General features: G+C 52.7%; 12 protein-coding genes and 1 tRNA gene. 3 read left to right on the forward strand and 10 right to left on the reverse strand.

Annotation, left to right across the window (positions count from 1 at the left end; translation table 11 throughout):
* Nucleotides 1-9: 9 nt before the first annotated feature.
* Entirely contained in the window at nucleotides 10-1,470 is a 1,461-nt protein-coding gene (locus AV656_RS03045; protein WP_063178674.1) for a trypsin-like peptidase domain-containing protein, read from the reverse strand.
* Between the two features lie 178 nt (nucleotides 1,471-1,648).
* Here AV656_RS03045 and AV656_RS03050 point away from each other — a divergent pair, with 178 nt between their 5' ends.
* Nucleotides 1,649-2,428, forward strand: coding sequence for an NRDE family protein (locus AV656_RS03050; RefSeq protein ID WP_063178676.1), 780 nt, complete (start codon nucleotides 1,649-1,651; stop codon nucleotides 2,426-2,428).
* Between the two features lie 47 nt (nucleotides 2,429-2,475).
* On the opposite strand, the gene AV656_RS16655 is transcribed toward AV656_RS03050, so the two are convergent.
* The 9 genes from AV656_RS16655 to AV656_RS03090 form a co-directional block, all read right to left on the reverse strand.
* Nucleotides 2,476-2,598: a hypothetical protein gene (locus AV656_RS16655; protein WP_269447377.1), complete on the reverse strand. Its 123-nt coding sequence runs from the start codon at nucleotides 2,596-2,598 to the stop codon at nucleotides 2,476-2,478.
* A gap of 93 nt (nucleotides 2,599-2,691) precedes the next feature.
* Nucleotides 2,692-3,456 (reverse strand): 3-hydroxybutyrate dehydrogenase, encoded by a 765-nt coding sequence (locus AV656_RS03055; RefSeq protein ID WP_063178678.1) that lies wholly within the window; start codon nucleotides 3,454-3,456, stop codon nucleotides 2,692-2,694.
* Between the two features lie 13 nt (nucleotides 3,457-3,469).
* Entirely contained in the window at nucleotides 3,470-4,108 is a 639-nt protein-coding gene (locus AV656_RS03060; RefSeq protein ID WP_063178680.1) for a FusB/FusC family EF-G-binding protein, read from the reverse strand.
* Between the two features lie 54 nt (nucleotides 4,109-4,162).
* Nucleotides 4,163-4,927 carry an SDR family NAD(P)-dependent oxidoreductase gene (locus AV656_RS03065; RefSeq protein ID WP_063178682.1) on the reverse strand — a complete coding sequence of 255 codons (765 nt, stop codon included), beginning with the start codon at nucleotides 4,925-4,927 and terminating at the stop codon, nucleotides 4,163-4,165.
* Between the two features lie 5 nt (nucleotides 4,928-4,932).
* On the reverse strand, nucleotides 4,933-5,868 hold the full coding sequence (locus AV656_RS03070) for a 3-hydroxyacyl-CoA dehydrogenase family protein (protein WP_063178937.1): 936 nt from the start codon (nucleotides 5,866-5,868) through the stop codon (nucleotides 4,933-4,935).
* A gap of 76 nt (nucleotides 5,869-5,944) precedes the next feature.
* Complete coding sequence (locus AV656_RS03075; protein WP_197462191.1) at nucleotides 5,945-7,264, reverse strand: GntP family permease; 1,320 nt, start codon at nucleotides 7,262-7,264, stop codon at nucleotides 5,945-5,947.
* 70 nt (nucleotides 7,265-7,334) lie between these two features.
* Nucleotides 7,335-8,618 carry a histidinol dehydrogenase gene (hisD, locus tag AV656_RS03080; protein WP_063178684.1) on the reverse strand — a complete coding sequence of 428 codons (1,284 nt, stop codon included), beginning with the start codon at nucleotides 8,616-8,618 and terminating at the stop codon, nucleotides 7,335-7,337.
* A gap of 122 nt (nucleotides 8,619-8,740) precedes the next feature.
* On the reverse strand, nucleotides 8,741-9,724 hold the full coding sequence (locus AV656_RS03085) for a LacI family DNA-binding transcriptional regulator (RefSeq protein ID WP_063178686.1): 984 nt from the start codon (nucleotides 9,722-9,724) through the stop codon (nucleotides 8,741-8,743).
* 116 nt (nucleotides 9,725-9,840) lie between these two features.
* The gene (locus tag AV656_RS03090; RefSeq protein ID WP_063178687.1) at nucleotides 9,841-11,241 is read right to left on the reverse strand and encodes a M20/M25/M40 family metallo-hydrolase; all 1,401 of its coding nucleotides are present in this window, start codon (nucleotides 11,239-11,241) and stop codon (nucleotides 9,841-9,843) included.
* 234 nt (nucleotides 11,242-11,475) lie between these two features.
* On the opposite strand from AV656_RS03090, the gene AV656_RS03095 reads away from it, so the two are divergent.
* A tRNA-Ser gene (locus AV656_RS03095) sits at nucleotides 11,476-11,563 on the forward strand.
* Between the two features lie 101 nt (nucleotides 11,564-11,664).
* Complete coding sequence (locus tag AV656_RS03100; protein WP_063178688.1) at nucleotides 11,665-12,354, forward strand: YetF domain-containing protein; 690 nt, start codon at nucleotides 11,665-11,667, stop codon at nucleotides 12,352-12,354.
* Nucleotides 12,355-12,533: the final 179 nt, after the last annotated feature.

The raw sequence follows: 12,533 nt of genomic DNA on the forward strand, positions 1-12,533 counted from the left end.
CCTATTGCTTCACTCGGCGACTGTGACGTCGGACACCTGGAAGAAGCCGTTGCTGTCGATGATGACCTTATAGGCCCGGTTCACTTCGTTCTCGTTGACCGTTCCGTCAGGTGCAGTTGTTTTTTCTGTTTCTGTCGAATGCACAATTGCATGATCATCAAAGATCTCCACAGACGTGACTTCCTGGCCGGCCAGTTCATACTTGATGCCGCTGCCGGACAGCTCATTCGCCTCTGTTGTCAGTTTATCATAGGCCGGGCTTTCCGGCTGGACAAGATCCGCGACCCAGAAGAAATCAGCGGCATCTTTCATGAGCGTCTGGAAGTGGCCAAAGCTGAGAATGAAGTTCTCAAGAGCGATTTCGTTGAATGTGTCGCCTTCCCATCCGCCTTCGAACTGATCATCCTCAGGAGATGCGGCTCCGCCCTCAAACTCATCATACGTACCGAAGACACCTGCGACCTGATCTGGAGACATCGGATTTGCCGCCCACTGATCCAGCAGTCCGGTCATGCTGTATAAAGGAATGGCAAAGCCCACAAGGCTGTTGTCCTGCATGACGAGGGAGTTAATGCCGACCACCTTGCCTGTCTTGGCATCAATCAGCGGGCCTCCGCTGTTCCCTCTTTCGATCCGTGCATTGATCTGATAAATATTTTCATAGATGAACCCCAATTCAAGGTTCTGGTCATGAGCAGTCAGCTTTCCGGTCGTGACTGTATTGGAAAGACCGTGCGGGCTGCCGATGGCGATCACTTCCGCCCCGATCGGTGTCACGCCTGATTCCAATTGGAAAGGCTCGATGTCTGCGTAGTCATCCACTTTAATCAATGCCACGTCCGAGCGGTCCGAGATGCCAACCACCCGTCCCTGGGATTCTTTCCCGTCGCTGTTCCGGACCGTGACATCGGTAAAGCCGCTCACGACGTGAGCATTTGTCGCAATCAGCCCGCCTTCTTTATAGAGGAAACCCGAACCGATATTATCATCGGTCAGGATCGTGAAAACCTTCGGAAGGGACTCTTTGATGATTTGCTGGACGTCCCGCTCCTGTCCGGCAATCTTCTCGGGAAGAATAATCGCTTCCTGCGCGACGGCATTGTCTTCCTGGATCGCGCGTTCTACCGTCCCCTCACTGACAACCGGCTCTTCGGCTTGCTCTTCCGCGGCCTCCTGTTCTTCCTCCGCCGCCTCTTCCGGCTGTTCCTCTTCCTCCTTGATCACGTCGGCTTCATCCGTCTCCGGCAGGATCTCTTCCTCCGGTGCAATCGGCTCTTCGGCAGCTTCTTCCTCACCCAAAAATTGGAGCGCTCCAAATGTGCCGCCCGTCAGGATGAACAGTGCCGCGACCGTGCCGGCGATGATTCCTTTTCTTTTCTTTTTTCGCTTGCCCCGTGTAAGCCGTTCTCCGCATTCTGGGCAAGTTCCTTCAAATTGATCCGATTGATGTCCACAATTTGGGCATTTCATTGTTTGTTCACTCCGTCCACTGGTGGATATGTAACGTCTGATTGACGTAAAATACGACATTTAACCATCATTCTATCACGCTTGAAGGAAGAGAGGCACACGAAAATAGATTCAATTTCAATTCTCGCCGCAATACCCGCCGTCGGGTATACTGGGAACTGACAAAGGGGTGGTATTCATGTGCCTGGTATTGTTTAATCACGGCGAGCATCCGGTTTACCCGCTGATCGTTGCGGCCAACCGGGATGAGTTTTACGACCGGCCGGCTGCACCGGCCCATGTATGGGAACAACCGGAAGGGCTTGTCGCCGGCAAGGACCTGACCGGCGGCGGCACCTGGCTCGGACTGACTCATTCAGGCCGGTTCGCGGCCCTGACGAATGTCCGGAAGCCGGCTGTGCCCCCTCCTCCGGGTGCCCGGTCCAGAGGCGGCATCGTAACAGACCTTCTTGATGATTCGGTCCCGATGGAAAAGACTCTGGAACGTCTCTCCGAAAGTGCAGATCAGTATGACCTGTATAATGTCATCGCCGGGACACCGGGCCGTCTGATGTATGAGACGAACCAGGCTCCGGGAAGTTTCAGGGAGATTCCGCCCGGCACGCATGGCCTCAGCAACGCCATGCTGGACACGCCGTGGCCCAAGGTCCAGCAGGGGGTCGAGCGTCTGTCACGGATCGTGGAAGATGTGTGTCCGATTGATCCGGATGGTCTCTTTGAAATCTTGAGCGAAGCGGAGCCGTTCCCGGATCACCGTCTTCCTGAAACTGGTGTGGGACCGGAACTGGAGCGCTCGCTTTCCCCACTTTTTATCCGCATGAGCGGATATGGCACCAGGTGCCAGACCGTGATTCTGGTCGACCGTGACGGCCGTGCCACATTTATCGAACGCAGCTTTGCAGAAGGCAAATTCATGAACGAAGAACGTTTCACTTTCCAGATTCGGAAAACAGTCTGATGCGGACATATAAAAACCGGCAGCCCCTGTGCGGGACTGCCGGTTTTTTACATCATCGCTTCGAGTAGGACAACAATCACGATGACCGCAAGCGCGATCCAGAACGCCGCCCATTCCGGCTTATCCGTATCATACGGATACGGACGGCTGTCCTGAAATTGATTGGCCAATGCGGATCCCTCCTGTCTGCCCGACTTGTGCGTCTGAACTTATGATTCCCAAGACGCGCCCTGCCGAAACAGCTCATTAAAGGGTTCCATCATTTATTGGGCCGTATAGCCGCCATCCAGCACGACCGCCTGACCGGTCATGCCTTTGGCATCATCGCTTGCGATGTATTTTGAAAGCGAAACGATTTCGCCGATTTCAATCAGGCGTTTTTGCGGAATGAGCGGATAAAGCACTTCGCCCAGGACTTCCTCCACCGAGACACCCCTTGTCTTGGCAAGGTCGCCCATCTGATTTCTGACAAGTTCCGTATCGATATAGCCCGGGCAGATCGCATTGACGGTGATTCCGTCCTGAGCGGTTTCGAGCGCGGCAACCTTGGTCAGTCCAATGACACCATGCTTCGCGGAATTGTAGGCTGCTTTTCCGGCAAATCCGATCAGGCCATTGATGGACGCCATATTGATGATGCGGCCCCAGCCCTGCTTTTTCATATGAGGCAGCGCATGCTTGGTTGCCATGAACGGGCCGACCAGCATGATGTCAATGAGCTGGCGGTATTTTTCCGTCGGGAAGTCTTCAAGATCCGCCACGTGCTGCATTCCGGCGTTATTGATCAGAATATCAATTCTTCCGAAACGCTCCAGCGTAAAGTCAATCGTCCGGATGACATCTTTCTCTTTCGTGACATCACAGGCAATGCCTTCGGCGTTTTCACCCAGTGTTGCCGCCGCCTGTTTGACTCCCTCTTCATTCATATCAGAAAGGACGACTTTCGCCCCTGCTTCAGAGAATCCCTTCGCAATCTCGAATCCGATTCCCCGTGCTGCTCCAGTAATCAGCAATACTTTTCCTTCCATCTCTGTATCCCCCTTATTTCGTAACTGTCCCGATAAACTCCTCGAACCGTCCCCGGTCATCGAGGCGCCTGTTGCAGGCCATGCTGTCAGTGCAGATATAATTGCCTCGCTTTGTATAGGTCTCGCCTCCGGCATGGCGGGTTTCGGTCAGAAACAATCCGGTCTCATCGATCCCGTTGCAGATCGAACAGACCCCTTTCTTGCCGGAAGGGCGGAATTGGCCGAAAAGAGCTGTAAGTCCGTCACCTTCCTCGAACACGATATACTTCCGGTTCGTGCCGGGATCGTTCCAGCCGAGATAGGTGAGTTCTTTGCGGACCGCTTCCGAGAACTTCGGCATGCGCAAATTCTTTACTTTCGGGAACAACTTCCTCACATCCCGGTCTGTCACTTCAGCCATCGGCCTGACAAAAGGGAGAAGCTGTTCCCTGAACCGATCATAATCCTCGCGCTCTCTGATGTTTCCCATTGTCCGGATGACTTCCGCCAATTCGTCCGGTACATCGGATGCAGATTGCTCTGCGCGCTCGACAGCCATCATGCTGACTGCTGCAAGCACATCTTCATCGTTGGCGTTCATATTTCCATTCATGACAGTACGGGCCTGCCGGAGAATAAAATGATAGTCACTGCTTGTTATGAATTCCTGCAAAAAGAACACCCCTTCCTATGGAAAAGTGTACACATTCACAGGCGTTTTGTCCGGTCAGATGGCCGTCCAGCCGCCATCGACCTTAATCGTGTCCCCCGTCACAAAAGAGGACATGGCTGATGCGAGGAACAGCACCGCTCCGTTGACATCTTCCGGTTTCGACGGATGCCCCAAGAGAATCCGGCTCCGGATTTCTTCCATAAATGCGGGATCTTCCATCATTCCGCTTGTCATCTCCGTTTCCACGAAGGTTGGAGCGACCGCATTGACGTTAATCCGGTGAGGTGCCCATTCGACCGCTAGGGCTTTTGTCAGCTGGACAAGCCCGCCTTTGCTCGAACAATAGGCAGCCCGGTTGTAATAGCCGACGAAAGCCATCTGGGAGGCGATATTGATGATTTTTCCGCCGCCCTGCCGCTGCATATGCCTGCCGGCAGCCTGGCACATGAAAAATGCCGACTTCAGATTCAGATCCAGCACCTTGTCCCAGTCATCTTCAGTCACTTCAAAGGCCGGTTTCGCAATGTTGATGCCCGCGTTGTTGACGAGGACATCAATGGAGCCGTACCGTTCGGCTGTCATATCCGCTACACGGCGGGTTTCTTTGATGTCGGACAGGTCTGCCTGGATCGCGCTGCTGTCGGAGCTCTTGAGCAACATTTCCTTCCGTGTTGATTCAAGGGAATCAAGATTCCGTCCGACAATGGTGACGTTTGCGCCAAGATCTGCAAACGCAAGGGCGATCGATCGGCCGATCCCTTTGCTGCCCCCTGTGACGAGGACGGACTTTCCCTCCAGGTCTCCAAAATGATTATTCATCCCTCTCATCCTTTCCGTTCGTCGTCTTTTAGGAAGCGGATCAGCATGTTTTCCCGTTCGGCGCTTACTTCTTCACCTCGGCTGCCGCTCCAATCGTAAAAACCTTCGCCGGACTTCACACCAAGTTTTCCGGAGCCTACCAGTGAGTCCAGTGTCTCGCCCGAGGATTGCAGCGTGCTCAAGTCACTGAACAGATAATCCGAGATGGACTTGAACACATCCAGGCCTCCGAAATCTGCGGACATGAGCGGTCCCGTAACAGGCAGGCGCCTGCCGATGCTGTAGGTGACGGCTGCGTCAATATCTTCTTTGTCGGCTACGCCTGCATCGAGCAAGGCCTGCGCCTCCCTGAACAGCGCATATTGTAGACGGTTCCCGATGAACCCCTGAATCTCCTGCTTTACGACAATCGGCTTTTTCTCCATCTCCTGCAGCAGATCCATGGCACGCTCTCTTGTGCTGTCGGACGTTTGCTTGCCTCCCACCACTTCCACCAGAGGAATTAGATGTGCCGGATTCCAGAAATGGGTCACGATAAATCGCTCGGGATGACGCAGGCCAGCGGCAAGGTCAGACGGCTGAAGGCCGGATGTGTTGCTGGCAAGTACGGTATCCGTTCCGATCAGCTCTTCCAGCCGGGCGTAAAACGTTTGCTTCAGCTCCAGATTTTCTGGTATGGCTTCTATGACGAAAGTTGCCCCGTCGACCACCGTCTCCAGCTGATCTGAAATGATGATCCTGTTCCGGATGGCAGCCGATTCCTCCATGCTGAACAGGCCATTCTCAGCCATGGTACGGAGTTTCTGCAAGATGCCCTGTTCCGCTCTTCGGATATCTTCTTCATTTGTTCCATACATCCTGACGTCCATTCCACGCCATGCCGCATTCAGCGCAATCGAGTGCCCCATTGTACCGCTGCCAATGACCGATAATGTTTCCATTCCATTCAATCCCTTCATTAAATAGTCCATTTAATCAAACAACCCCCGGCAGCAAAAGATGCTGCCGGGGGATCTATCAGATTCCCAGTCCAAGTGAGAACAGGATGACGGCAAGTGCTGCACCGATGAGCGGTACAATGACCGTCATGGCACCCATGGCCGGATAAGCATCCTTGTGGGTCTCGCCGGCAATCGAACGGATTGTCGTGACGGTGTAGCCGCCGTGCGGCAGAGAGTCAAGCGATCCGGAAGAAATGGCAACAGTACGGTGAAGTGCTTCCGCGTTGACGCCCATATCCAGATAGTGAGGGGCGAGAAGCGGCAATGCGATGGCCTGTCCGCCGGAAGATGACCCGGTCAGACCTGCGATGATGCCGACCGCGACTGCACCGCCGATCAGCGGGCTGCCCGGTATGCTGGTGATCGCATCTACAGCGGTGGCAAATGCCGGTGTGGTCTTGACCACACCGCCGAAACCGACGACAGCAGCAGTATTTGCAATGGCTACGATCGCGCCGAGTGTTCCTTCAGAGACTGCGTTCCCGAAGTTTCTGAAATACCTGCGGTTCAACAGGTAGGTTGCAATTACCCCGCCCGACAGCGCAATGATCAGCGCGGATGTACCCAGGGAATCGTGGAACCCAAAGGAAACAAACAGTACGACGAGAAGTGGAATGAGACTGAGGAACGGATGCGGAAGCTCGTCCCGTTCTTCCCTGTGATCCGACTCCCTCTCGATGAAATGTTCACCGTTTGCAACTGCCTTGCGGATCATCTTGCGGAGCCACCAATAACCGAAGACCATCATGAAGACGGCGACAATCAGACTGACTTCCCATCCTGCGAGTGGTGATGTGCCAAGAAACTCAATTGGAATCCAGTTTTGAATTTCCGGGGAACCCGCAGATGTCATCGTGAACGTTGTCGATCCGAAAGCAAGTGCCGCCGGAATAAATCTGCGTGGCAGATCTGCTTCTTTAAAGAGGCTGACCGCCATCGGGTATACCGAGAAAGCAACAACGAAGAGGCTGACCCCTCCGTACGTGAGGACTGCACAAGCCGCGACGACCGCAAGAACGGCCTGTTTCATCCCCAGCTTGTCTACGATCCATTTGGATACCGCATCAGCGGCACCGCTGTCTTCCATGACCTTACCGAAAATCGCTCCTGCCAGGAACATCAGATACCAGGACATGATGAACCCCGAGAATCCTTCCATATATCCTGTCAGGAAGTTGGCCGCCCCTTCCTCAGCAAGCTGCGGGAAGAGAGGCAGGCCGTTCATCAGTGCAACAAACAGCGCCGATAGCGGCGCGACGATCAAAAGGTTCATTCCGCGCATCGTCAACCAGATGAGCAGAATCAGGCCCCCGATCATACCAATCATTCCGAGCATGAACAAATCCCCCTAATTATGTATCCCGGCCGCCGGGACATCATGACCCGGGACCGGAAAAATGTGAATTTTAGTCTTTCTTTTGATCGCCGTACCTGCGGACTCTGAGCAGGGCCTGCTCTGCATGTCCTGCAAAGTTTTCAAGCTGGCAGAGACGCGCTGCATACTCACCGATGTAGGCGCTGGCTTCAGGCTTCACTTTCTGATACGTGACCGTCTTGATGAACTTTCCGACCCAGAGACCGCCTGTGTAACGTGCTGCCCCTTTTGTCGGGAGTGTATGGTTAGTTCCGATTACCTTGTCGCCGTAGGCGACGTTGGTTTCAGGACCGAGGAATAGGCAGCCGTAATTCGTCATGTTTTCGAGGAAGTAATCCGGATCTTCTGTCAGGATTTCGACGTGCTCATAAGCCATCTCATCCGCCACTTCCCGAGCTTCTTCGATCGAATCAACGACGATCACCTGACCATAATCGTCCCAGGAAACACGTGCCACATCAGCTGTTGGCAATACTTGGAGCTGGCGCTCGATTTCTTCGAGTGTTTCGTGTGCCAGTTTTTCGCTTGTCGTCACGAGTGCACCAGGGGAAGTCGGACCGTGCTCACCCTGTCCCAGAAGGTCGGTCGCAATGATTTCCGCATCAGATGTTTCATCGGCAACGACAAGGGTTTCTGTCGGGCCGGCGAACAGGTCGATGCCGACGCGGCCATACAGTTGACGCTTTGCTTCCGCAACAAATGCATTGCCCGGTCCTACGATCATATCGACCGATTCGATGGTCTCTGTACCAATTGCCATGGCGCCCATTGCCTGGATGCCACCGAGAAGGTAGATTTCGTCTGCACCGGCGAGGTGCATCGCAGCAACCGTCGCTTCAGGAATTTCTCCGTTGATCGGTGGTGTGCATGCAATCACACGTTTGACCCCTGCCACTTTGGCTGTGAGTACGCTCATGTGGGCCGAGGCAACCATCGGGTAACGGCCGCCCGGGATGTAGCATCCGACGCTGTCGACAGGAATGTTTTTGTGGCCGAGGATGACGCCCGGGATGTTTTCGACTTCAACATCATGAAGCGAAGCCAGTTGCGCTTCAGCAAACTCACGGATGTTCTTTTGTGCGAACTTGATGTCCTCAATGACTTGTTCAGGCACGCGGGCAACGATTTCTTCAATCTGCTCTTCACTCAGACGGAACGATTCCGGCTCCCATTTGTCAAAGCGGGCAGACATTTCACGTACAGCTGCATCTCCTCGTGATTCGATATCAGAAAGTGCCGCAGCTACCGTTTCAGAAACTTTTGCGTCACTCTGTTTAACTTCTTCAGAGGATTTGCCTTGTTTGATGTATTTCATATGGTCGGACTCCTTTCATTTTCAGGAAATGAATACGTATGCAATTAAGGGTGAATACGTATGCAAAAGCGCTTTCAAAAAGAACATTACTTAAAATTATCGGAACAGTCAAGACTGTTTTTTTATGTAGTGCCCCGCAATTTCATCTCACCTGGAAGATAATGCACTTCCCCAGCCGCATGGCTCCGCTCGGAATCAAGAAGCAGCTCAATGGAGAGTGCCACCATCCGGTCCACCGGATGTGCATATGTAGAGAGATTGTAAGGGGACCAGGAAGACATCTCGATGTCATCAAATCCGACCAGCTTGACCTGTTCCGGAATCAGGACCCCCCGGTCACGGAAAGCATCAAAAATTCCGTAGGCCATAAGATCAGTGACTGCAAACACCGCATCCGTGAGCCTGCCGGACTCGATCATTTCGGCACCATTCCGGTACCCGGTGGCATAAGTAAAATCACCCGGCAATACTTGGCATCCAAATCCATGATCCCTAAGTTCTTCGGTAAATCCTTTCAGACGCTCGATATGCGTGGAAGCTCCTTCCCGGCCTCCTACGTATGTAAATGATTTACATCCTCGTGCGATAAGCAAACGGGCAATTTCCCTGGCTGCCGATTCGTTTTCACAGCTGACCGAGTGAAGTCCGGTACCCGGAACGACACGGTTGAATAGCACGGCCGGTATCCGGAAACGCTTCAGCATCTCTGCCGTCTGAAAAGAAGCAGTCGCGTCCATGATGACCACTCCGGCAACGTGATAAGAAAGCAGGGCATCTATATCATGCATCTGCAGTTCGACATCATCCGTATCGATCAGGAGCACGCTATATCCCAGTTTCTTCAGTTCCGCGGTGAACTTCTTCACAGCATGCGGATAATAAGGGTTGGATACCCCTTTCATGACCAGACCGATCAGGCTTGATTTTCTCATGATCAGACTGCGGGCATACTCGTTCGGCCGATAGCCCAGCTGTTCTGCGGCTTCGAGAACTTGCTTCCGTGTCTTTTCGGAAACACTTGCGCCTTTCGTGAAGACTCTGGAAACCGAAGATTGTGAGACCCCCGCCAATTTTGCGACCTCATGGGCAGTAACTTGCTTCTCCACCGTATTCACCTCCTCTTATTTCCGGATTATACAGTGTGGGGAAAAAGAAAAAAAGCCGTCAACCGGATTTCCCGATTGACGGCTCTGTGAGCATGATCAGTTCAAAAATGCCGATTTTAGCGGATTGGCTGTTCGAAAAACGCTTCTTTTGGAACAGACGACTTCTCCCGTATCTTCTCTTTTGGATTCTGGTTGTCAAAACGGGCACGGTCGTATACGGCAGCAGCCACGATTTCCGCGACATCCTGAAGCTTTTCCTTGCTGATCTTATCGAGTGTATCTTGAGGCGTGTGGTACCAAGGCTCCAGCGGGCTATGGATAAAGAGAGCTGCCGGGATGCCGGCCTCGTGGAACGGCACATGATCACTCGAACCGCTTCTTCCGCGTGTTGTCGGCTCACCGTTCAGTTTCTTGCTCGCCTTTTGGGTCAGTTCGGTCACGATGTTCGGTTCTCCGTCCACTGAAGCGACGATCAGATCACCGGCATCGCGGCTTCCGACCATATCAAGGTTGAAGTTTGCGACAATCCTGTCCTTTTCCTCTTCGGAAAGCTCTTTGACATAGTGACGTGAACCGATCAGGCCCAGTTCTTCAGCTCCGAATGAAGCAAAACGGATCTCCGTATCGGATGGCAGGTTCTTCATGGAACGGGCGAGCTCCAGTGTCACCGCTGTACCGGAGGCATTGTCATTTGCGCCTGGTGCATCGGGAACCGAGTCCATATGAGAGCCGATCACGATCACTTCGCCCGTATCCTTCTTTTTGTTGGTTGGATGCTTGGTGGCAATCACGTTATGTGACGTATGCTCACCTGTTTCCGCCCCTTCCACAACAATTCGGGCCTCTGCTCCTGAGTTGGCTTTCAGATGCTCCAATAGTGCCTGGCCTTGTGCTTGTGAAAGCGACAGAGCCGGGATATAGCGGTCGTCATGCCCGCCGAGCGTACCGTTCAGTGCACCCGGGCTGTTGTTATAGATGATGACACCTGCAGCGCCTGCCTCCGAGGCATTGATGACCTTTTGCGCGAAACTGAATTCTCCGCGCCGGACAACTGCAATTTTCCCTTCAGCATTGACGCGTTCATAATCAGCCGGCGAGCCGATACCTGCATCAATGAGTCCAGCCGTCACATCGCCGGAAACGCCATATGTGAAGTTGCCCGGACTTAGCTCAGATTCCATGCCAGGAACGTGAAGGTCAATTCGGGAAGGCTCCGTGTATCCGGTGTACGTGAACGGCTGTACTTCTACGTCATAGCCATACGATTCGAACTCGTTTTTAAGGTATTCCACAGATCGGTTTTCCACTTCCGTCCCGGCCACACGCGGCGCTTCAGAAAGTGTCGCGATGTGATTGTAAATTCGGTCCACATCGATTTTTCGGATGGCTTTTTGGTCAAACTGATCGAGCGCTTCCTGATATCCGGTTTCAATCGGCTGGGCGATCACCGCTGTTGGAATTGCAACGCCGCTTGCCAGCATCGCAGCGAGTGAAAACGCAATTGCCTTCTTCTTCATCTGACTGCCTCCTTCATCTCATTATTCAGACAGTTTCATCATAGCAGTCTCACCTCCCCTTGAAATCAGGATAAAGTGGTGGTTCAATCGGCTTGAATTCAGAGGATTTCTTCATAAAGCTATGGGGCAGATTGACCAGTCGGACATGACCTTACGCCCTGCTGAAAAAAATATGGCCAGAAGGGTTGCGTCCTTTTTTTCAGGATGCTATAATTTTTCTTGTCATCAAAATATGGAGATGTACCCAAGAGGCTGAAGGGGACTGACTCGAAATCAGTTAGGGCGTTCACGCGCCGCGGGGGTTCAAATCCTCTCATCTCCGCTAACGGCACCGGCTTTCCAATTGGAAAGCCGGTGCTTTTTTGTATAGTCTGATTCGAAATCCACACCCTATACTGATAACAATTTTGGGAGTGGTCCGATTTGGAATACTTGGTCACCATTCTGCGCTCGCTGTTTGCATTTTTCACCCTTCTTCTCCTCACACGGATTATGGGCAAAAAACAGATGAGCCAGCTGACTTACTTCAACTACATTGCGGGGATCACCATCGGTTCAATCACTGCTGACCTGGCAGTCCGGTCAGACAGGGATAATACCCTTCATGACCTGATCGCCCTGATTGTTTGGGGCGGTGCAGTCATCCTCCTTGGCGTTGCCGGGTTAAAATCAAAGAAAACCCGACTGCTTATCGACGGCGAACCCTCCATCCTTATCCGAAAGGGAATCGTCCAGGAAGATGTGCTTTCCCAGGTCAGACTGAACATGAATGACTTGAGCATGATGCTTCGCCAAAAAAAAGCATTTTCCATATCAGGAGTGGAATACGCCATTCTTGAGCCGAACGGACAGCTCAGTGTCATGTTGAAACCCGAAAAACTTCCCGTTACAAAAGAGGATTTGCAGGTTCCCCAGAAAGTACACAGAAATCTTCCGACCACCATCATCCTGGACGGTCAGATGGCAAACCATGAAATGGACGAACTCGGATTATCGCCTGATTGGGTGATCGGTGAACTGAAAAAGCAAAACATCACATCTGTGTCGGATGTGTTTTATGCAGAATACCTGCCGGACGGGACATTGGCCATCCAAAGAAAAAAGGAGCGCTGAATCCGCCCCTTCCATCGTCATTTAACTCATGGGCCGGTCATTGTGAATTGCCGCCTGGCAGTCCCGCTCATATACGAGTACACTTGTTGCAGTCTTAATGACCGGGGTTTCGTCATTCATTAATCTTTTAGATGAACTGTCCGGACGAATGACGAGATCGCAGCCCCGAATGCTGAAAT

The sequence above is a fragment of the Bhargavaea cecembensis genome (genome assembly GCF_001619585.1).
GTDB lineage: Bacteria > Bacillota > Bacilli > Bacillales_A > Planococcaceae > Bhargavaea > Bhargavaea cecembensis_A.

Excerpts from the sequence above, each read along its gene's own strand:
- AV656_RS03045 (WP_063178674.1), bottom strand. The coding sequence starts at position 1,470 with ATGAAATGCCCAAATTGTGGACATCAATCGGATCAATTTGAAGGAACT.
- AV656_RS03050 (WP_063178676.1), top strand. The coding sequence starts at position 1,649 with ATGTGCCTGGTATTGTTTAATCACGGCGAGCATCCGGTTTACCCGCTG.
- AV656_RS03055 (WP_063178678.1), bottom strand. The coding sequence starts at position 3,456 with ATGGAAGGAAAAGTATTGCTGATTACTGGAGCAGCACGGGGAATCGGA.
- AV656_RS03065 (WP_063178682.1), bottom strand. The coding sequence starts at position 4,927 with ATGAATAATCATTTTGGAGACCTGGAGGGAAAGTCCGTCCTCGTCACA.
- AV656_RS03070 (WP_063178937.1), bottom strand. The coding sequence starts at position 5,868 with ATGGAAACATTATCGGTCATTGGCAGCGGTACAATGGGGCACTCGATT.
- AV656_RS03075 (WP_197462191.1), bottom strand. The coding sequence starts at position 7,264 with ATGCTCGGAATGATTGGTATGATCGGGGGCCTGATTCTGCTCATCTGG.
- hisD (WP_063178684.1), bottom strand. The coding sequence starts at position 8,618 with ATGAAATACATCAAACAAGGCAAATCCTCTGAAGAAGTTAAACAGAGT.
- AV656_RS03090 (WP_063178687.1), bottom strand. The coding sequence starts at position 11,241 with ATGAAGAAGAAGGCAATTGCGTTTTCACTCGCTGCGATGCTGGCAAGC.